Below are 18,343 nucleotides of genomic sequence, written 5' to 3' on the forward strand. Positions count from 1 at the left end.
AACAAGGCCAGATTATCCGGGGGGTGTTCATCCCTGTCTGATACGCGCGAGATTTCCTTGTCGCAACCGCCGACAAGTCGGAGTAGGGTGGGGCCATCGTAGCGGGATCCCGGTGATCCGGGCGCCCGCATGGCAGCAGGGGGACGCCGGTTGGAGTCACTTCGTCGCCGATGGTGGGTGGATGCGGGGCTGGTATCACTGGCCTGCATCCTGCTGCAGAACATCGATGTGGGCTATGACGCCAGATTCTTCGACCAGCCGTGGCTCGGAGGACGGGGTTCGCTGGCGCATGTGCAGACCGGCCTGTTGTTCGCGGTCGCGCTGATGGGGGGCGACAGGCGGGTACTCGCGACGGCCTTCGTGGCGAGTTTCCTGGGCTGGTGGTGGCGCGCGCGACTGCAGTCGCCGGAAATTCCCTACATCGTCGGCGTGGCAGCGACGCTGGCGCTGCAGTGGCGCTGGACCGAACTGTGCGCACGCTGGGCCGGCGGCCCTTTCGGCGGTCGCCGCTGGTTGCACGCCACCGGCATGGGCAAGTACGCACTCGTTGGCCTGCTGGTGTTTCCCGCCGGCTGGGCGGCGTTGACGGCGGCGCTGTATGCGGCGGCGGGCGAATCGCCTGCCTCCATCGCCAACGTCGCCTTCCAGTTGCTGATTGCCAAGCACGTCGGCGTGGGCATGCTGACCCTTCCGCTGCTGCTGTTCTGGAGCGACGAACGCTTGTCCCGAGAATCCGGACAGCGCTGGGTCGCCGCCGTGATCTGGCTGTGCCTGGGGCTGTTGGCGGGGCTGCTGCTGGAGGATGTGCCGTTCGAGAAAGACGCGGGCGGCGCGGGTTCGCCGGCCTGGATGTTCTGGCTGTACGACTACCGTGCCCTGGTCGCGGCCCTGCTCAGCATCGCCATGCTGCGTTGGCGGGTCGAGTACTCGATGCCGGCGTTGACCCTCGCGCACCTGGTCATGCTGCATGCGCTGACCGGACAGGCGCAGTATGCGGCCGACACCGTGCAGATGGCGCGGTTGGCGCTGCATCTGGTCGAAATCAATTTCATCGCGCTGATGCTGGCGATGCTGTTCCTGGTTAACCGCGAACGGCTGGGCCGCTACCGCCACGTGCGTGCCATGGGCCGGCACGACGCCAGCAGCGGGCTGGCGAACGCGCATGCGCTCCGCGAGCGCTGGCGCAGGCTGTCGCGCCCGCCGCCGGTGGTCGGGTTCCTGCTGCTGGATCAGATCGAACGCGTGCTCGGCAGCTACGGCTGGCGTGCGCAGACATTGCTGCTGCGCGAGGCCGGCCGGATCATGCGACCGTTGGCCGAGGCCCATCATCTGGGCGGCGGCGAGTTCGTGCTTTTGCCGCGCGAATCCTCGGGGCCGGAGGAAGATGCCGCGCGCATGGAGGAGATCCTGCGGCGGTTGCAGGGATACGTGTTCCAGTGGCAGGGCGCCCGGCTGCACGTCAATCCCTATCTCGGCCTGGCGGTGCCGGCGCAACTGGGCTCGCAGGCGCTGGATGACTGCCTGGCCGACGCCTGCGACGCGGCATTGAGCGCGCGCCGGTCTGGCGAAAAAAGCCCGTTGCGCGCGACCGCGGCTTCGCATGCGGAAAACAATCCGCAGTCACGCCGGGATCGCCTGGCGGTGGCGGCGGAAGCACTGGCGGCCATCCACGCCGGGCGCATCGCGCTGTATGCGCAACCCATCGTCCGGATTGATGGCGGACCATCGAGCCCCGGCTTCCAGGGAGAAGTACTGTGCCGGCTACGCACCCTTGACGGACGCCTGCTGCTGCCGGGGGATTTCATGAGCGAACTCGAGGATGGCGGCCACGCGGCGGAACTGGACATCGCGGTCGTCGAGAGGTTGTTTGGCTGGCTGCGCGCACGTCCGGATCGCGTGTCCGGCATCACCCGCATCGGCGTCAATCTGAGCGGAAAAAGCCTGGCATCGGCGTCATTCCGGGCCCGATTGTCGACGTTGCTGGAAGACGCGCCGCTGCCCTTGCACGCGCTGTGCTTCGAACTGACCGAGACCGCGGCCATCACCAACCAGGCCTCGGCCTTGACGCTGTTCCGGGACCTGCGTGCGCGTGGATGCCGGTTGGCGCTGGATGACTTCGGCAGCGGCGTGCAGAATTTCGAGCGGCTCAAGCAGATGCCGGTGGACAGCCTGAAGATCGACGGACAGTTCGTGCGCAACCTGCAGAGTCAGCGCAGCGACCTGGAGATCGTCCGCGCGGCGGTGGCGGTGGCCAACGCGCATGGGCTCACCACGGTCGCCGAGTACGTGGAGAACGCCAGCCTGGCCGAACAGTTGGGAGCCATGGGGGTGCAATGGGGGCAGGGTTACCACTTCGGCCGGCCGCAACCGATGGAGGAATGGCTGCCTTCCTGAACGAAATGGGCGCTTCGGCCCACTTTGCGGCGCTGGTGACGGAACTGGAGGGGAACTTCCCCTCTTGACCCGGACATCACGAAGCGCAATTTTTAGTGGCGATGACGGGTGGAGAAAGGACACCGGAGCCGACATGGCCTACCTGATCATGTTGCTGTATGTCGCGGCGCATGCCTGCGCGATCGGCCTGTCGGCCGCGGCGCCAATGGCGTCGTTTCCCTTCCTGGTGGTCGCGCCGGCGCTCGCGGCGGCCAGTTGCGCGGCGCGGATGTGGCGAACGCGCCGGTGGGACCAGAACTGGGCGGCCGTCGGGTTCGCCATGCTGTTGTGGGCGTCGGGCATGTTCATGGCGATGTGGCAGGTTCGCACCGGCAGCCCGGGCGCCGGCACCGCGAGCCTGCTGCTGTACGTGCTCTACGGGGTGCCGCTGACATTCGCGATTGCCAGCGTCGGCAGGGAAGCCTGGTACCTGCGGCTGATCGACGCGGTGCTGGCGCTCGCGCTGGGCGCGTTGTACGCGATGCGCACCGCGGCGCTGGCGGCGGATCAGGACATCGGCAGCCCGGGTTTCCTGGACCTGCGGATGATGCTGGACCTGGAAAACCTGTTCATCGCCGTATTCGCGGTGACCCGGCTGGTGACCGCCACCGCAACCCGCACCCGCGCGTTTTTCCGCGCGCTGTCGTGTTTCGCGGTCGCTTACCTGCTGGTCGCGGTGGCGATCAACCACTTCTTCGCCGATGTCGATTTCGGCTACTGGGTCGATCTGATCATCCCGCTTCCCTTCCTGTGGCTGGCGGCGCTGGCGTGGAAAGTCCCGTCGGTGGAACCCGTCCGTGCCTACCCGCCGCGTCGCAGCCATCTGGCGCGGGCCGGCAGCCACCTGTTCCTGCCGCTGACGCTGATGCTGATTTCCGCGCTGGTGGTGCAGGCGCAGCCCTTGCTGGGCACCGTGGGCTTCGTGCTGGCGACGCTGGGTGCAGGCATCCGCGGGGTTCTCCTGCAAATCCAGACCTACGAGGAACGCGACTACTTCGACGCGCTCTCGCGCATCGACGGACTGACCCGGATTCCCAATCGCCGCCACTTCGAGGAAACCATGGAGCGCGAGTGGCGGCGCTCGATGCGCTCGGGTGATTCGCTGGCGCTGCTGCTGATCGACATCGACCATTTCAAGCAGCTCAACGACACCTACGGGCATCCGGAGGGGGATCGCATCCTCCAGGCGGTCGCGCATGCGCTGGCGGGTTGCGCCTCGCGGTCGTCCGATACGGTGGCGCGCTACGGCGGCGAGGAGTTCGCCGCGTTGCTGCCGTCGATCAGCCGGGCGGGCGCGCTGAACGTTGCCACGGCCATGCGTGAGGCGATCGAACAACTGGCGCTGCCGTCCCCCACGCCGGAAGGGCGGGTCACGGTGAGCATCGGCGTGGGATTCATCGCGGCGGTGCAGGGCGGACGCGTGCATGAAGTGCTGACCGAAGCGGACGAGGCGCTCTACCAGGCCAAGGCCGAGGGGCGGAACCGGGTGCGGGAGCGGGGCGCGCGATAGCGGGTTCGCAAGCCGGAACTCAGTCCAGCGGCCGCAGCAACAACAGCAGGCAAAGCGCGCCCATGAACACCGCCATCAGCGCATCCAGCACCCGCCAGGCCATCGGATTGCGGAACGCCGGCAGCAACAGGCGTGCGCCGTAGCCGAGGGTCGAGAACCACGCCGCGCTGGCGAGGCAGGCACCCACCGCGAACGCGATCCGCGCCGAACCCGCATAGCGGGTGGACAGGCTGCCCAGCAGCACCATCGTGTCCAGGTAGACATGTGGATTGAGGAAGGTGAAGGCCAGACAGGCCAGCCACACCCGGCGCCCGTCGGCTTCCCCGCCGGCCGAAGGCGAGAGTGAGCCCATGCCATGCCAGGCACGCCGCGCGGCCAGCCATCCGTAGACGCCCAGGAACGCCGCGCCGCCGTAGCGAAGCGCTTCCAGCAACGCCGGCCACTGCCGCGCCAGCGCGCCGATGCCGGCCACGCCACAGGCGATCAGCAGGATGTCGCCGAACATGCAGGTCAGCACGACCAGGCCGACGTGCCGGCGTTGCAGGCCCTGGCGCAGCACGAAAGCGTTCTGCGCGCCGATGGCCATGATCAGGCCGGCGCCGGCGACGAATCCGGCGGAGGCGGGGGCAAACAGCATGGTGGTGTTCCTTTGGGCGGGAGGGGAGCCTGTCGCGCCCGCTGGATTAAGGCAAACTGTTTTTACTTCACGTAATGAAGCAAACCTAATCAAGGCCACCGCCCATGGACCTCATCCATCCCCAATTGGCCGCGTTCGCTGCCGTGCTGGAAGAAGGCAGCTTCGAAGCCGCGGCACGCCGTCTCTCGGTCACGCCTTCGGCCATCTCGCAGCGGATCAAGGCGCTGGAGGATCGCCTCGGCCAGGTCATCGTCGTGCGCCAGGCGCCATGCCGGCCCACGCCCGCCGGGGAAAAACTGCTGCGTCGCGTCCGGCCGATGCAGGCGCTGGAAGCCGAGGCGCTGGCGGACTTCCTGCCCGAGACCAGCGCCGCGCCGGCCACGCGCTCGATCACCATCGCGGTGAACGACGACTCGCTGGAAACCTGGTTCATCGCCGCCCTGGCACGCCTGCACCAGCGCCACGGCTACCTGTTCGATGTGCGCGTGGACGATCAGGATCACACCCTGGAACTGCTGCGCGACGGCACCGTACTGGGCGCCGTCACCGCCGAGGCACGCGCGCTGCAGGGCTGCAACGTGCATCCGCTGGGCACCATGCGCTACTGCGCGATCGCCTCGCCAGACTTTGCCGCGCGGCATTTCCCGTCGGGCGTGGACGCCGCCTCGCTCGCGCGGGCGCCGATGGTGGTCTACAACCGCAAGGACGAGCTGCAGGCGCGCTTCGTCCGCCGCATCACCCGCGCGCGCATCGCCCCGCCCACGCATTACCTTCCCACGTCCACAGGTTTCGTGGACGCCGCCGCGCTCGGCCTGGGCTGGTGCCTGGCGCCGGAATCCATGGCCGCGCCCGTATTGAAGGCGAAGGCGATCGTCAACATCGACCCGTCGCGCTGGATCGACGTGCCGCTGTACTGGCAGCACGCGGCGGTGCGATCCACCACGCTCAGGCAGATCAGCGATGCCCTGCGCGAAGTGGCGGCGGAAACGCTGCGCGGCTGACGAAGCAGAACGAAGGCGTAATCAGAGGGTCGCTATACTGCGTGCCCGATGAACCAGGCGCATGGACATCCACCATCGCTCACCTCTCCCGAAGGAACCCGCGACATGCTGAAGATCTGGGGACGCATCAATTCCTCCAACGTCCGCAAGGTGCTGTGGACGGCGCAGGAACTGGGCCTGGCCTACGAATCGATCAACGCCGGTGGTGCGTTCGGCGTGGTGGACAGCGCGGAATACCGCCAGAAGAATCCGAATGGCCGGGTGCCCATGATCGAAGATGGCGATTTCGTCCTTTGGGAATCCAACGCTATCGTCCGCTATCTGATGGCGCGGTACGGCACCGCGGATCTGTATGCGACGGATCCGATGGCGCGGGCAGTCGCGGACAAATGGATGGATTGGACCACCTCCACCTTCGCCGGACCGTTCCGCACGGTGTTCTGGGGTGTGTTGCGCACCCCGCCCGAGCGACAGGACTGGAATGCCATCCATGCCGCCATCCACGAAATCGACGAACTGCTGAGGATCCCCGAACAGGCGCTGGCCGGACAGCCCTACCTTTCCGGCGAGCGTTTCGGCATGGGCGACATCCCGCTGGGCAGCTTCATCTATGCATGGTTCGAGATGCCGATCGAGCGCGCGGCGACGCCGCATCTGTCCGCCTGGTATGAGCTTCTGAAAGCACGGCCTGCGTATCGGATGGCGGTGATGACCGCGTTGACCTGACGCGCCAACGGAGCGGGTGAGGGAACCGGCATCCCACCGACGGTGTGGGGCGGATTCGTCCACGAATTACCCGTCACGACCAGCGGCGAGGATGCCGACGCCCGTTGATCCAGCCGCCCAACCGGGTGGTGCGGACGAACAGCCCGTAGCTGCCCAGCAGCAACGCCAGCGCGATCAGCAGGACGGCGACGAACTTCAGGCCGGCGGGGCCTGGCACGCGCACGATCAGCACCTGCAGGGCCATCACCACCGGGATGTGTGCAAGGTAGATCCAGTAGGACGCGTCGGCCAGATAGCGGCGGAAGGGATGTGCCTGCGCGAATGCCCGCAGCGCCGCGCCGGTGAGGCCGAAGGTCCAGCTCCACGCGCCCAGCGCGTAGAGCGCCGCGTATAGCCAGGTGCGCGGTTCCTGCGCGGCGGGGACCAGCACCACCTGGCCTCCCAGTAGTGCCAGGCAGGTCAGCGTGCATGCCGCCGCGATGACGAGCTGAGTTCGCCAAAGCCGCGCCAGTCCGGGCAGCAGATCGTGCCCGCGATGCAGCCACCAGCCGAACAGGAATGCGCTGCCGAAAGCGACGCACGCGGCCAGCGGGGGATACAGCGATTGATCCGGAGTGGGAATGCCGAAGAACGCGTACCACTTCGCCGTGGTCGCCAATGCGATCGCCAGCGGCAGGGCCAGCAACGCCGGTCCGGCGCGGGATGCCAGCACGCGGGTGACCGCGTCGCCCCATCGCAGCAGGACCGGCGAGAACGGCAGGCGGCCGATGACGGCGCGCAGCGCCAGCAGCACCGCGTAGCAGAGCGTCAGCACATACAGGAACCACAAGTGGGTCAGCGGAAACGTCTCCGGCGTGAGCGGTGGCGGCGGTGGCGACGGCGGCAGGGTGCCGCCGTTGTCCAGCATCGCGCCCAGCGCCAGCGCCGACACGATGCCGGTCATCACCAGCGGCCAGCCGGCCAGCAGGACCAGGGTGACGCGCCTGCCGCGATCGCGGATGAAACCGCCGGTTCCCAATCGTTCGCAAGCCAGCCGGCCGAAAAAGCCGGCCAGCAGGAAGAACAGCACCATCCGGAACATGTGCGGAATGTAGAAGCCAAGGCCGATCCAGGCGGAAGGATCCGGATCGTGGGCGATCCAGAACGCCTTCGCGCCCGGCATGAAAGCCATGCTGGCGTGGACCACCAGGCCCAGCAGCAGCGCGAGTCCGCGCAGTGCGTCCAGGCCATGCAGGCGCTCGCCGTCGGCGGGGGAAGCGGGAAGTGAAGAGGAAGGCATGGCAGGGTTCCTTTATCGGGACATGCGCGTCCCCGGCCCGCCGTGGGACGGCAGGAACGCGCGTGGAAACAGGGGATGACGCGGCGCGTGGCCGCTGGGCGGATCAGCGGTCCGGCGGGTGGAGGGCGGATGGCATGGAGGCGACTCCGGGCAAAGGTACGACCGTGATTCGCGCCGGGACGGGAAATATCACGGCGCTCCGATATTCAATCCGAACCTGTCCGAGGAGGGCGTTCCGATATCGGTGGCCTCCCGCCGAAGCGCCTTCTTCCGTGCCGCTGCGGAAGAGCCGCATGCGGCACGGACCGGCCCGTGGAAATGACGGGATGGATGGTATGTTTCCTCATCGGCCCGCGCGAAGAACAGGAGCAACCATGAGGAATGCATTGCTTGGCGTGGCAATCGGAATCGCATCCGCGTTCGTGACCTGCCAGGTTTCCATCCATGCGCTGGCCCGCACCGCCGCGATCGCCATGCCGCGAGGATTTCCCGTGGAGCTATGGGATGTTTTCGTGCTGTTTGGACCCGGCGCGTGGTTGGTTGCCCTGGTAATCCATGGAGTCGCGCTTCGGCTGGCGTCCGTGCACATCCTCGCGGCCTTGCTGGCGTTCGTCGCGACCTGTGTCGTCGCGCTGGCGGCCATCGGCAGTCTGCCGGTCGGCGGCAAGACCCTGCTGGCTTGGACGCTGGGCGCGGGCCTGGCCTCATGGTGGGTGGCTCGCGGCAATCGGCATCGGCGAGACCTGGCTGGCCTGACGTCGTGAATTCTCTGCAGACAATCCATGCCATCAACGTGCCCACCCAGGCCCGCGACGCCATCGATGCGTTGCAGGAAGGATTGGGGGACAACCTGCTGGCCATCTATCTTTACGGCTCCTTTGTCGAAGGCGGCTTGCGCGCCCAGAGCGATATCGATCTGCTCGCGATCCTGCGGCGGCCATTGGCCGATGCCGAACGCGGCCCGTTGATGCGGGATCTGCTGGTCATTTCCGTGTACCCGGCGAGGGGTGGATTGCGTCCGCTGGAAGTGACCTTCCTGGTTCTTGACGATATCCAGCCGTGGCGCGCTCCGGCCCGGCGCGAATTGCAGTTCGGCGAATGGCTGCGGACCGCGCTGGAAGCAGGCGAGGTTCCCGCAGCCGAGCCAGATCCCGATATTGCTCTACTGCTGGATCAGGCGCGCGCCAAGGGCATCGCCTTGCACGGACCGCCGGCGGCAGATCTGCTGCCGGCGATTCCACACGCGGACATCCGCGACGCCATCCTCGCGATGATGCCGGAGGTGGCGCGCAACTGGCGCGGCGAAGAGAAGCACGCGCTGCTCACCCTCGCGCGCATGTGGGTGACGTTGCGGACGGGCGGGATTGTCGCCAAGGACGTCGCGGCGGAACATGTCCTTGCGCATCTGCCTGGTGAACATCATCCGGTCCTGCAGCATGCGGTGGCGGTGTATCGCGGTGAGTCGGAGGACGATTGGATCGGGTGGGAGGACCAGGTCGAAGCCTGCGGCAATTGGCTGGAGACGAACGCCATCCTGGTATGAGGTAGCGCCGAGCTTGCTCGGTGTTTGTGGCTTGGGTGGTGGCCGAGCCAGCTCCGCTTCACGGCATCGTGTGCCCCCATCCGCCCTTCGGGCACCTTCCCCCGCAAGCGGGGGAAGGGAGCGCGTGACGTTCGCCAGGGGGAGCGAAGCAAACTCCGCTCTACGTGCTTGATCTTCGTTGTGTGTCGTCGCAACATCGCAGTGCTGCCGTCAATCCGGCAGACGGGTTTAGCAGCCCGCAACCACAAGGCGCACCAGCGCCCATCTCCGATGACTGGCGCTTTTCTTGTGCCCGAATATCGGTGCATGGGCATGCCCGTTTCATGGCGGGCGGTGCGCGGAGGCCGCAAGGTCTGCCGGTTCTTGTGGACCGGTCTGCTAACCGCGCACCGTCCGTCGCCTTCGTTTAGCAGCGAGCGGCGGATTCCTCACTCCACAAGGAATCCAGACATGATGTCTCCCCAAAAGAAGAACACACGGACCAGCAAGGTTGCAGTGTCCGTGTCGAACGCTCCCGAGTCCGCCGCCAAACGTCGCGTTGGCCGGTCAAAGCCGTCAGAACCGGCGAGGGCGCCAATCATCGCCGAAGTAAATACTGCATCGGAAACACCAACGCCACGTCCGCGATTTCGCATTCCCCGGCGCTGCACGGTGGGTTACCAGTACTACGACGAGCGTCGTGGCGAACAGGTGGTGGGACGTGCTGTACCGATGCTGCGGCTGTCAGGACGATGGCTGGAGCAATGCGGATTCGCGGTGGGGGATGAATTGCAGGTCACTGTGGGTGAGGGCGTATTGGTTTTCAGCCGGCGGAAGGAGGATGGTGGGGCGGTGTAGCGCCGAGCTTGCTCGGCGTTTGATGGTCTTGGGGAGTGGAGCAAGCGCCGCCCGACGGCATCGCGTGCCCCCATCCGCCCTTCGGGCACCTTCCCCCGCAAGCGGGGGAAGGGAGTTCTGGGAGTGCTTGGCGGAGCGGGTTACAGCCGCGATGATGGCGGCTGGAAATGAAGTGAAGCCTTGATGATTACGTCCACCGTCACCGAAGCCCTGTCCCAACTGTTTGAACACCACGGCGTCGCCCATGTGGTGGAGGGCGACTGGATCGCGCCGAACGGCGAGTTGCCGGCGATGCGTGCGATCTGGCATCCCGGCGATACCACCGGAAGGCTGGACGTGCATGTGGTGCTGGCGGACAACACCATCGTCGAGGAGAACTTCGCCGGTATCGGCGAGGGCGAGGATGGACTCAATGACGGGTTGGCCAACTTCACCCGCAATTCCTTCCATGTGTTCCTGTCGGCGCTGTGGGGGCAGGCGGACGAGGAGCAGGTGACGGTGGAGACCTGGTCGATCGGCGACCGGGAATACACCGCGCACATCGGCAATTTCGGCACCCGTGGTTCGGCGGGCGCGCAACCGCCGATACCGGAGGGGCTGTTCGCGCGACTGGAAGCCGCGATCCGCGCCGAGCCGCTGGCGGGGCACACGCACTGGTTCCGGTTTTTCTTCTGCAATCTCAACGGCGCGTTCACTGTCGAATCCCTGCGCGACAGCGAGCCGTGGGATGTGGGCGAACGGGCATTGGCGTCAGCGGGTTGGGCGGCGCAGGACGGGTACTACAGCGTCCGCCTGTTCCTGATGCTGCGGGCGGCCTGACGGGCTTGGTCAAATCCCTGACCTCGTCATTCCAGCGAACCTGGAATCGCTCTTTGCGTGGCGTTGCAGAGATCTCATGGTAGTTCGACCCACCCGCAGGAAGGGGACCCGGCCTTCTTCGGGACGGGGAATCCCGAAAATCCAGGTCAGCTTGATTTAAATCAATTGCGAATCATTCTCATCCAGGTAGAATTGCCCCAATAGCCGCTGCGGACGCAGTCAGCCAACCCTCTTCATTCCAGGTTGGTTCCGTGTCCAGCATGCAACGGCGCGCTTTCGCGCGCACCCCGCTTTCCCTCTCCCTCGCCTCGCTCCTGGCATTGTCCGCCGCCGCCACGGCGCAGACCGCGCTGCCGTCGGCGGGCGAGGCGGACGCCCCCGCGCCCACCACGCTCGATACCGTCCGGGTCAATGCCTACCGGACCACTTCCCACGCGCAAGGCGCGACCAAGACCGATACCACCATCGCCGAGACGCCGCAGTCGGTGTCGGTGATCGCGCGCGAGGAACTGGATGCGCGCGGCGTGCAGAACCTCAACGACGCCATGCGCTACGTGGCCGGCGTCAGCCTGGAAAGCACCGGTATCGACAACCGCGTCGATGATTTCCGCATCCGCGGCTTCGATGCCGGCAGCTGGAGCAACAACGTCACCCTCGACGGCATGCGCGCGCCGCAGGGCGGGCAGTGGAACCGGACCATGTTCGACAGCTGGAACCTGGAACGGGTGGAAGTGCTGAAGGGGCCGTCCGCGGTCATGTACGGCCAGGTCGCCCCGGGCGGCATGGTCAACCAGGTCAGCAAGACCCCGCGGCCCGACGCGGAGCAGCAATTGCGCATCGGCGTCGACGGTCACGGCCAGGCCAGCGCCGCGTTCGACGTCGGCGCGGGCAAGCAGGGCGATGCGCATCTGTTCCGCCTGGTCGGCCTGTATCGCGACGGCGATACCCAGATCAAGCACACCGAACAGAAGCATGGCTTCCTCGCGCCGAGCTACAGCTGGCAGATCGCCGAGCGCACGCGCCTGACCCTGCTGGGCCTGTACCAGAAGGACGACGGCGGCTCGACCTACCAGTTCCTGCCGATGGACGGCACCCTGCGACCGACCCGCTATGGCCGGATGAAGAACACCACCTTCATCGGCGAGCCGGACTGGAACACCTTCGATCGCACCATCTGGACCGCCGGCTGGCTGTTCGAGCACGCGTTCAATGCGAACTGGACGGTGAGCCAGAGCGCGCGGCGCACGCATGTGGACTCGCTGTTCCAGACCGTGGTTACCAGCGGTGGCCTCAATCCCGACGGACGCACCCAGAATCGGCGCGCCACCTGGGGCACGGGCGACTCGGATGGTGACACCGTCGATACCCGCCTGCAGGGCAAGTTCGACACGGGCGCGGCTTCGCACACGCTGCTGCTGGGCATGGACTGGCAGAAGGCTGATTGGGACGCCCAGCGCGGGGCGATGACCAATCCCGCGCCGATCGACATCTTCCGTCCGGTCTACACCGGTTACGTCCCGGTCACCCGCAGCATCAGCCTTTCGCGCGGCATCAACCGCCAGACCGGCGTGTACCTGCAGGACCAGATCGCGCTGGACAACTGGCGCTTCACCCTCGGCGGCCGCTACGACTGGACCAAGGACGACACCGCGACCGCCAGCCACACCGTGGCCACCGGCGTCACCGGACCGTGGACGCGCACGCAGCTGGACGCCGAGGCGTTCACCGGCCGCGCCGGCGTGGTCTACCTGTTCGACAACGGACTCACGCCGTACGTGAGCTACGCCGAGTCGTTCCAGCCGTCCACCACCAGCGTGTTGCAGAGTTTCACCCGCACACCGTTCGATCCGATCACCGGCAAACAGTGGGAGGCGGGCCTGAAGTACCAGCCCGCCGGTTTCGATGGCCTGGTGACGTTGTCGGTGTACGACCTGCGCCAGCAGAACGTGCTGACCCAGGATCCGGACACCGCGCACAGCAACTGCGGCGCCACCGGCCAGGATCGCTGCTCCATCCAGGATGGCGAGGGCCGCGTGCGCGGCATCGAGCTGGAAGGCCGCATCACCCCACTGGAGGGCTTCAGCGTGATCGGCGCGGCGACCCGGATGGACTCCGAGATGACCCGCAGCGACCTCTACCAGGGCAAGCAGATCGCGATGGTGCCGGACTACACCGCCTCGCTGTGGGCGGACTACACCTTCCAGGGCGGCGCGCTGGGCGGACTGAGCCTGGCCGCGGGCGTGCGCTACAACGGCGAAAGCTACGGCGACAGCGCCAACGTGTACCGGATTCCCGCTTACACGCTGTTCGATGCTGCCCTGCGCTACGACCTGGGCGATCTCGGCGGCGTGCATACGCAGTTCAGCCTCAACGTCAGCAATCTGTCGGACAAGCTGTATGTCTCGACCTGCGGTGGCATCTCTTCCTGTTACTACGGCAGCGGCCGCACGGTGACGGCGACGGCGAGGTTCAGCTGGTGAGGGCGCTGCTTGCCCTCATCGCGGCGGCGTTGCTGGCGACGGCGATGCCTGTCGTCGCGCAGCCGGACCTGAGCCGCCGCGTCGGCACTACCGTCGCCGACACGGGTGCGCCGGGATACCGTTTCGAGCGCGTCACCCTGTCGACGGAAGCGGGCGGACAGGGATATCGGTTCAACCTCGGGATTCCGCTGGCGCCGCCACCCGCGACGGGCTATCCGGCGGTCTGGCTGCTGGACGGCAACGCGGCGCTGATGGAAACCCCGGCAACCCTGTTGCAGGCATTGGCGAAGGCACCTTCGCCGCCGCTGCTGGTGTTCGTCGCCCACGACAACGATCTGCGCATCGACAGCGCGGCGCGCGCGCACGACTACACGCCGCGCCTGCCCGGCGGGGAGGCCGCGCAGGTCGATCCGCTGGGGCGGCGCAATGGCGGCGCGGATGGTTTCCTCGACCTCCTCACCGGCGCCGCGCGCGAGCGCGTGCGGCAAGTGGTGCCGCTGGACGATGCGCGGCAGGCGATCTGGGGACATTCCTACGGCGGCGTGTTCGTGTTGCATGCGCTGTTCTCGCGGCCGGATGCGTTTGCCACCTATGCGGCGGTGGATCCTTCGTTGTGGTGGGGAGAGGGGTATCTGTTGAAGGAGGCCGGCAATGCTGCACCGGCCACGGCGGTGACGTTGTGGTTGGCGGCGGGTGAGAACGGCGCTGATGTCGCTTCGGGAAAGGCGCCCGCATCCCAGCCTTCCCCCGCAAGCGGGGGAAGGGGCGAAAACGGGATGCCCAATGACTCCCTCCCCCGCCTGCGGGGGAGGGCCGGGGTGGGGGCCACCGAAGCCGAGCAACGACCCGCAAACGCCGATCGACCGGATCACGCCCCCATGCGGCGCGCACGCGACGCGGTGCCGCCGGGCGCGGCGAAGTCTCTGGTGGAACAACAAAAAGCGCGTGGCGTGGAAGCACGCTACGTCCCGCTGCCGGGTCTTTCGCACGGACAGACGCTGGGCGCGTCATTGCCACTGTTCCTGCCCGCGTTCGCAGGCCTGGCGTCGCCATGAATCCCGTCCTGGTCGCGCTGGCCGCGGGCACCGGCATCGCCGGTGCCGCGCTGCTTTATCTGGCCTCGCCGCAACAGGCGTGGCGCGCCGCCGGGCCGTGGCCGGCGCGTGCGCGCGGCTGGCCGGGTGGCCTGTGCCTGTTGATCTCGCTGCTGGCGCTGCTGCAACTGCTCAGCGCGCTCGCCGCCACGTTCACCTGGCTGACCCTGTTGATGCTGGTGTGGTCGCTGATGCCGTTCCTCGGCGCATGGCGCGCGCGCAACCGGAAAAGGACGACCCGATGAGCCAGGCCGCTCCGAAACTGCAGAGCCGGCACTGGCTAGGCAAGAGTTGCGCGGGCCTGCTGCTGGGCTTCGGCCTGGCGCTGTCGCTGTCGGGCCTGTTTGCCTGGTGGGGACCGGGCGGCATCGCCGGCGGGCCGGGCAAGCTGCAATTCAACATGTGGCTGATGGCGCCTATCTGGGCAGTCGTGCTGGGTTTCGTGTTCCTGTTCCGCACCTCTTTGCGCGCGTGGCTGTGGCTGTCACTGGCCAACGCGCTGGCGTTCGGCCTGCTGCATGCCAGCCGGGGGCTGCTGGGCTGACTCCTTCCACCGGTTTTTCGCATGCGCATCCGCAACGACATCATCAAGGTCTACAAGGACGTCCATATCTGGGTGGGCATCCTCAGTGGGCTGTGCCTGTTCATCGCGTTCTATGCCGGCGCGCTGACCATGTTCGAAAAACCGATCGAGCGCTGGGCCAGTCCACCGAGCCAACTTGCGCCCGCCGTGCCGCTGGAACGGGCGCCCGAACTCATCGCCGCGACCGTCGCCGCGCATCCGGAAGCCGCACGCGACTACGAAATCCGCATCACGCCCACGCCGGACACACCGGCGCGGATGCTGTGGCACGTACGGGGCGAGCGGAGGGGCGAGGTCACCAGCTTCGCCGCGTCACTGGATGGCCAGGGCCGCCTGCGGACCCAGGCGCTCGAGAAAACCGAAGTCGCCGAATGGATCGACGTCCTGCACCAGCAGGTCGGCCTGCCGTTCCCGCACGAAGTGGCAATGCCGATCATGGGCATCATCGCGCTGCTGTACTGCGTGGCGCTGGTATCCGGCGTGATCGTCCTGTTGCCGACCCTGGTCAAGGATCTGTTCGCGCTGCGCATCGGCCACAACCTCAAGCGCATGTGGCTGGACGCGCACAACGCGCTGGGTATCCTGAGCCTGCCGTTCCACATCGTCATGGCGCTCACCGCCGTGGTGTTCGCCTTCCACGACCAGTTCTACGATCTGCAGGAACGGGCGGTGTATCCGACCGCGATCGAATGGGGCAGGGAGCCGCCTCCGGAACGGCCGCCCGGCGCACAGGTGCTGGCGCCGGCCGAACTGGTGCGGCAGGCGCGTCTGCAGGCGCCGGGTTTCGAGGTGCTGGCGGTGAGCTACCAGAGCCGTGGCGGGGTGACCCAGGTGCGGCTGGAGGGCGTGGATCCGCGCCATCCGATCCGTGGCCGCATCTCCACCCTGGTCGGCGCGAATCCGTATACCGGTGAACTGCATCGCGACGACATTCCCGGCCGCCATGCGGGCTACGAAACCGCGATCGCCAGCTTCTTCAGCCTGCACTTCGGCAACTTCGGTGGCCTGCCCGTGCGTTGGGCATACTTCCTGCTGGGCCTGGCCGGGGCGATGCTGTTCTACACCGGCAACGTGCTTTGGCTGGAGTCGCGGCGCAGGAAGGAACGTGGCCAGGGCATCGTCGCGCAGCGCCGTTCGAGCCGGGTGATGGCCTGCCTGACCGTGGGCGTGGCGCTGGGTTGCGTCGCCGGCATCTCCGCCACGCTCGCCGCGGCCAAATGGCTGCCGGGGCGCGTCGAGGATCCGGCGCTGTGGCATCGCATCGTCTACTACGCGGTGTTCCTGGGGACGGTCGGATGGGCCTTCCTGCGCGGGGCCGGTCGCGCGTCGTCGGAACTGGCGCTGTTTGCCGCGGCGGCCACCTTGCTGATTCCGCTCAGCAGTCTGGCCGGTCGTTGGCATCTGGGGGGTGCGTGGTTCGCTCCCGGCATGTTGGCTTGGGTGGACGGCATCGCATTGCTCGGTGCGGGCGCGCTGGTGCTGATGGCGGCACATGCGCGACGGCGTGCGCGCCTGGGGCCACGCGACAGCGTATGGGCCGCTACGGCGAAGCGCATCGCCGCGACGTCACCGGAAGTACGGGAGGCCGGACACCCGGCAGTGCACTGATCCACTTAGTCGCCCGCCGGCAGGTCCTTGCGGAGCAGGGCGACGGTACGCCCGTCGACGGTGGCCATGTCATCCAGACGGTTGAAACCGATGCGCTGGTGGAAGGCGAGCGAAACAGGATTCGGCGGCGACAGGTTGACCTCGCAGCAGAGCACGTTGGCACCCCGGGCGGTTGCGTGTTCCGCCAGCCGCTCATACAGCATCCGTCCGAGACCCGCGGCGCGCGCGTGCGGATCAACCACGATCTGATCGACGTAGTGGAAGGGCACCCCGATGCTCCGGCCAAGCGCCAGGAACTCCTCGCCGTCGTAGGGCTGGTCGTGGGAAAAGGCCAGCGCGTAGCCCACCAGGCCGCCTTCCGGCGCAGTGACCGCCAGATGCAGGCCGGACATCGCCATCAGCCGTGCCAGCTCGAACGCGTCGAACGCGAATACCGCCGGCGTCGCCGCGGCGTTGAGTCGGAGCACGGATTCGGCGTCCTCGGACCGCAGCACCCGGATCCTGAAGGCTGCGCCGCTCATGTGGAGGACCACTGGAAACACAACAGGAAGCCATCCGGATCGCTGACGTACAACTGCTTCATCCCATAGGGCGCGATCTTGGGAGGTGCCACGTCCATTCCTTTTTCCCGCAAATGCCGGTAGGTCGCGTCCGGATCGGGGCAACCGAAGTAGAGGCAGACGTCGCGATGCTGCGACAGGCGTGCAGGATCCGGCGATACCGGCCGGTCATCCGCCTCGTATGCCGTGTTCAGCATCAGCTCCGCTTCGCCCAGCCGCAGCAATCCCCAGTCGAACCGGTCGCCCTCGCGCGCCGAGGTCTGGACGATCTCGAACCCCAGCACGTCGCGATAGAAGCGGACCGAGGTCGGCATGTCGAAGACCTGCAGCAAGGCGCACACGCCACGCACTTCGATGCTCATGATTCGGCTCCCGGGCGGAAAGACCACCGTTCCGGCCTGCACGGCCGGCCAAAGTATCGCACCGCCTACGGCGCGGCATTCTGCTAGATTCACCCGCTTGTCCGACAGGCTGGCCGCCGCATGACCCGCATCGCCGTCTTCTCCGACATCCATGGCAACCTCGCCGCGCTGGAAGCGGTGGCGGCGGATATCCGTGCACGCGGCGTCACCCGCGTGGTCAACCTGGGCGACAACCTGTCCGGGCCGCTGCTGCCGCGCGAGACCGCCCGCTTCCTGATGGATTCCGGCTGGCTGTCGCTGGCCGGCAACCACGAGCGCCAGATCCTGGAACTGCTGCGTGACGGGCGGGGCGGGGAATCGGATCGCCACGCCGCCTCGCAACTGGGCGAGGCGGAACTGGACTGGTTGCGCTCGCTGGAGTCCTGCGTGCGCGTGGACGACGAGTTGTTGCTGTGCCACGGAACCCCGCGCAGCGATTGCGAACACCTGCTGGAAACGGTGGTGGGGCCGGGGACGCGGATGGCGTCGGCGGATGAAGTGACCTCGCGCCTGGCGGGTGAAACCGCTCCTGTCATCGCGTGCGGGCACACCCATGTGCCGCGCGCGTTGCGCACGCCGATCGGGCAACTGCTGTTCAATCCCGGCAGCGTCGGCCTGCAGGCGTATCGCGACGACCATCCGGTGCCTTATGAAGTCGAGAACGGTTCGCCGGATGCGCGCTACGCGATCCTGGAGAAAGCTGCGCATGGCTGGCAGGTGGCGCATATCGCCTTGCCCTACGATCACCACGCGATGGCCCGGCTGGCACGCGGACGCGGGCGGCCGGAATGGGAGCACGCGCTGCTGACCGGCTACGTCCCGACGTGACCTG

The 18,343-nt window shown here is 67.2% G+C and carries 18 protein-coding genes; 14 read left to right on the forward strand and 4 right to left on the reverse strand.

Annotated elements, in window-relative coordinates; translation table 11 throughout:
- Nucleotides 1-177 precede the first annotated feature (177 nt).
- Both FG323_RS18420 and FG323_RS18425 read left to right on the forward strand, forming a co-directional pair.
- Nucleotides 178-2,394 (forward strand): EAL domain-containing protein, encoded by a 2,217-nt coding sequence (locus FG323_RS18420; RefSeq protein ID WP_181444298.1) that lies wholly within the window; start codon nucleotides 178-180, stop codon nucleotides 2,392-2,394.
- A gap of 133 nt (nucleotides 2,395-2,527) precedes the next feature.
- Complete coding sequence (locus FG323_RS18425; RefSeq protein ID WP_181444299.1) at nucleotides 2,528-3,943, forward strand: GGDEF domain-containing protein; 1,416 nt, start codon at nucleotides 2,528-2,530, stop codon at nucleotides 3,941-3,943.
- Nucleotides 3,944-3,962: 19 nt separating this feature from the next.
- Here FG323_RS18425 and FG323_RS18430 read toward each other — a convergent pair whose 3' ends face one another.
- Nucleotides 3,963-4,580 carry a LysE/ArgO family amino acid transporter gene (locus FG323_RS18430; RefSeq protein ID WP_141456181.1) on the reverse strand — a complete coding sequence of 206 codons (618 nt, stop codon included), beginning with the start codon at nucleotides 4,578-4,580 and terminating at the stop codon, nucleotides 3,963-3,965.
- Between the two features lie 104 nt (nucleotides 4,581-4,684).
- Between FG323_RS18430 and FG323_RS18435 the strand changes: the two genes are divergently transcribed.
- Nucleotides 4,685-5,581, forward strand: coding sequence for a LysR family transcriptional regulator ArgP (locus FG323_RS18435; protein WP_141456182.1), 897 nt, complete (start codon nucleotides 4,685-4,687; stop codon nucleotides 5,579-5,581).
- A 105-nt stretch (nucleotides 5,582-5,686) separates the two neighbouring features.
- Nucleotides 5,687-6,307, forward strand: coding sequence for a glutathione S-transferase (locus FG323_RS18440; protein ID WP_141456183.1), 621 nt, complete (start codon nucleotides 5,687-5,689; stop codon nucleotides 6,305-6,307).
- Between the two features lie 73 nt (nucleotides 6,308-6,380).
- On the opposite strand, the gene FG323_RS18445 is transcribed toward FG323_RS18440, so the two are convergent.
- Nucleotides 6,381-7,586: an acyltransferase gene (locus FG323_RS18445; protein WP_141456184.1), complete on the reverse strand. Its 1,206-nt coding sequence runs from the start codon at nucleotides 7,584-7,586 to the stop codon at nucleotides 6,381-6,383.
- A gap of 374 nt (nucleotides 7,587-7,960) precedes the next feature.
- Here FG323_RS18445 and FG323_RS19770 point away from each other — a divergent pair, with 374 nt between their 5' ends.
- The 9 genes from FG323_RS19770 (at nucleotide 7,961) to FG323_RS18485 (ending at nucleotide 16,550) form a co-directional block, all read left to right on the forward strand.
- Nucleotides 7,961-8,350, forward strand: coding sequence for a hypothetical protein (locus tag FG323_RS19770; protein WP_181444300.1), 390 nt, complete (start codon nucleotides 7,961-7,963; stop codon nucleotides 8,348-8,350).
- Nucleotides 8,347-9,129 carry an aminoglycoside adenylyltransferase family protein gene (locus FG323_RS18450; protein WP_181444301.1) on the forward strand — a complete coding sequence of 261 codons (783 nt, stop codon included), beginning with the start codon at nucleotides 8,347-8,349 and terminating at the stop codon, nucleotides 9,127-9,129. The genes FG323_RS19770 and FG323_RS18450 overlap by 4 nt, the downstream gene beginning before the upstream one ends.
- A 450-nt stretch (nucleotides 9,130-9,579) precedes the next feature.
- Nucleotides 9,580-9,966 (forward strand): SymE family type I addiction module toxin, encoded by a 387-nt coding sequence (locus tag FG323_RS19925; protein WP_255470232.1) that lies wholly within the window; start codon nucleotides 9,580-9,582, stop codon nucleotides 9,964-9,966.
- 183 nt (nucleotides 9,967-10,149) lie between these two features.
- Nucleotides 10,150-10,785 (forward strand): DUF6348 family protein, encoded by a 636-nt coding sequence (locus FG323_RS18460; RefSeq protein WP_141456186.1) that lies wholly within the window; start codon nucleotides 10,150-10,152, stop codon nucleotides 10,783-10,785.
- 260 nt (nucleotides 10,786-11,045) lie between these two features.
- Nucleotides 11,046-13,265, forward strand: coding sequence for a TonB-dependent siderophore receptor (locus tag FG323_RS18465; protein WP_141456187.1), 2,220 nt, complete (start codon nucleotides 11,046-11,048; stop codon nucleotides 13,263-13,265).
- Nucleotides 13,262-14,320 (forward strand): alpha/beta hydrolase-fold protein, encoded by a 1,059-nt coding sequence (locus FG323_RS18470; protein ID WP_141456188.1) that lies wholly within the window; start codon nucleotides 13,262-13,264, stop codon nucleotides 14,318-14,320. Before FG323_RS18465 ends, FG323_RS18470 begins: the two co-directional genes overlap by 4 nt.
- A complete protein-coding gene (locus tag FG323_RS18475; protein ID WP_141456189.1) occupies nucleotides 14,317-14,604 on the forward strand; it encodes a hypothetical protein in 288 nt (95 codons plus the stop codon). Before FG323_RS18470 ends, FG323_RS18475 begins: the two co-directional genes overlap by 4 nt.
- Nucleotides 14,601-14,903 (forward strand): hypothetical protein, encoded by a 303-nt coding sequence (locus tag FG323_RS18480; protein ID WP_141456190.1) that lies wholly within the window; start codon nucleotides 14,601-14,603, stop codon nucleotides 14,901-14,903. The genes FG323_RS18475 and FG323_RS18480 overlap by 4 nt, the downstream gene beginning before the upstream one ends.
- Nucleotides 14,904-14,924: 21 nt before the next feature.
- Nucleotides 14,925-16,550, forward strand: a complete 1,626-nt coding sequence (locus FG323_RS18485; protein ID WP_141456191.1) for a PepSY-associated TM helix domain-containing protein — start codon at nucleotides 14,925-14,927, stop codon at nucleotides 16,548-16,550.
- Nucleotides 16,551-16,555: 5 nt separating this feature from the next.
- On the opposite strand, the gene FG323_RS18490 is transcribed toward FG323_RS18485, so the two are convergent.
- The gene (locus FG323_RS18490; protein ID WP_181444302.1) at nucleotides 16,556-17,017 is read right to left on the reverse strand and encodes a GNAT family N-acetyltransferase; all 462 of its coding nucleotides are present in this window, start codon (nucleotides 17,015-17,017) and stop codon (nucleotides 16,556-16,558) included.
- 50 nt (nucleotides 17,018-17,067) lie between these two features.
- Nucleotides 17,068-17,472, reverse strand: a complete 405-nt coding sequence (locus FG323_RS18495; RefSeq protein WP_141456193.1) for a VOC family protein — start codon at nucleotides 17,470-17,472, stop codon at nucleotides 17,068-17,070.
- A gap of 120 nt (nucleotides 17,473-17,592) precedes the next feature.
- On the opposite strand from FG323_RS18495, the gene FG323_RS18500 reads away from it, so the two are divergent.
- Nucleotides 17,593-18,339, forward strand: a complete 747-nt coding sequence (locus FG323_RS18500; protein WP_141456194.1) for a metallophosphoesterase family protein — start codon at nucleotides 17,593-17,595, stop codon at nucleotides 18,337-18,339.
- The last annotated feature ends 4 nt before the right edge of the window (nucleotides 18,340-18,343 follow it).

It is taken from the genome of Pseudoxanthomonas sp. z9 (genome assembly GCF_006542425.1).
GTDB lineage: Bacteria > Pseudomonadota > Gammaproteobacteria > Xanthomonadales > Xanthomonadaceae > Pseudoxanthomonas_A.

What these genes read in the sequence shown, in the direction of transcription:
- FG323_RS18425 (WP_181444299.1), top strand. Translation starts at nt 2,528, where the DNA reads ATGGCCTACCTGATCATGTTGCTGTATGTCGCGGCGCATGCCTGCGCG.
- FG323_RS18430 (WP_141456181.1), bottom strand. Translation starts at nt 4,580, where the DNA reads ATGCTGTTTGCCCCCGCCTCCGCCGGATTCGTCGCCGGCGCCGGCCTG.
- FG323_RS18435 (WP_141456182.1), top strand. Translation starts at nt 4,685, where the DNA reads ATGGACCTCATCCATCCCCAATTGGCCGCGTTCGCTGCCGTGCTGGAA.
- FG323_RS18440 (WP_141456183.1), top strand. Translation starts at nt 5,687, where the DNA reads ATGCTGAAGATCTGGGGACGCATCAATTCCTCCAACGTCCGCAAGGTG.
- FG323_RS18445 (WP_141456184.1), bottom strand. Translation starts at nt 7,586, where the DNA reads ATGCCTTCCTCTTCACTTCCCGCTTCCCCCGCCGACGGCGAGCGCCTG.
- FG323_RS19770 (WP_181444300.1), top strand. Translation starts at nt 7,961, where the DNA reads ATGAGGAATGCATTGCTTGGCGTGGCAATCGGAATCGCATCCGCGTTC.
- FG323_RS19925 (WP_255470232.1), top strand. Translation starts at nt 9,580, where the DNA reads ATGATGTCTCCCCAAAAGAAGAACACACGGACCAGCAAGGTTGCAGTG.
- FG323_RS18460 (WP_141456186.1), top strand. Translation starts at nt 10,150, where the DNA reads ATGATTACGTCCACCGTCACCGAAGCCCTGTCCCAACTGTTTGAACAC.
- FG323_RS18465 (WP_141456187.1), top strand. Translation starts at nt 11,046, where the DNA reads ATGCAACGGCGCGCTTTCGCGCGCACCCCGCTTTCCCTCTCCCTCGCC.
- FG323_RS18475 (WP_141456189.1), top strand. Translation starts at nt 14,317, where the DNA reads ATGAATCCCGTCCTGGTCGCGCTGGCCGCGGGCACCGGCATCGCCGGT.
- FG323_RS18480 (WP_141456190.1), top strand. Translation starts at nt 14,601, where the DNA reads ATGAGCCAGGCCGCTCCGAAACTGCAGAGCCGGCACTGGCTAGGCAAG.
- FG323_RS18485 (WP_141456191.1), top strand. Translation starts at nt 14,925, where the DNA reads ATGCGCATCCGCAACGACATCATCAAGGTCTACAAGGACGTCCATATC.
- FG323_RS18495 (WP_141456193.1), bottom strand. Translation starts at nt 17,472, where the DNA reads ATGAGCATCGAAGTGCGTGGCGTGTGCGCCTTGCTGCAGGTCTTCGAC.
- FG323_RS18500 (WP_141456194.1), top strand. Translation starts at nt 17,593, where the DNA reads ATGACCCGCATCGCCGTCTTCTCCGACATCCATGGCAACCTCGCCGCG.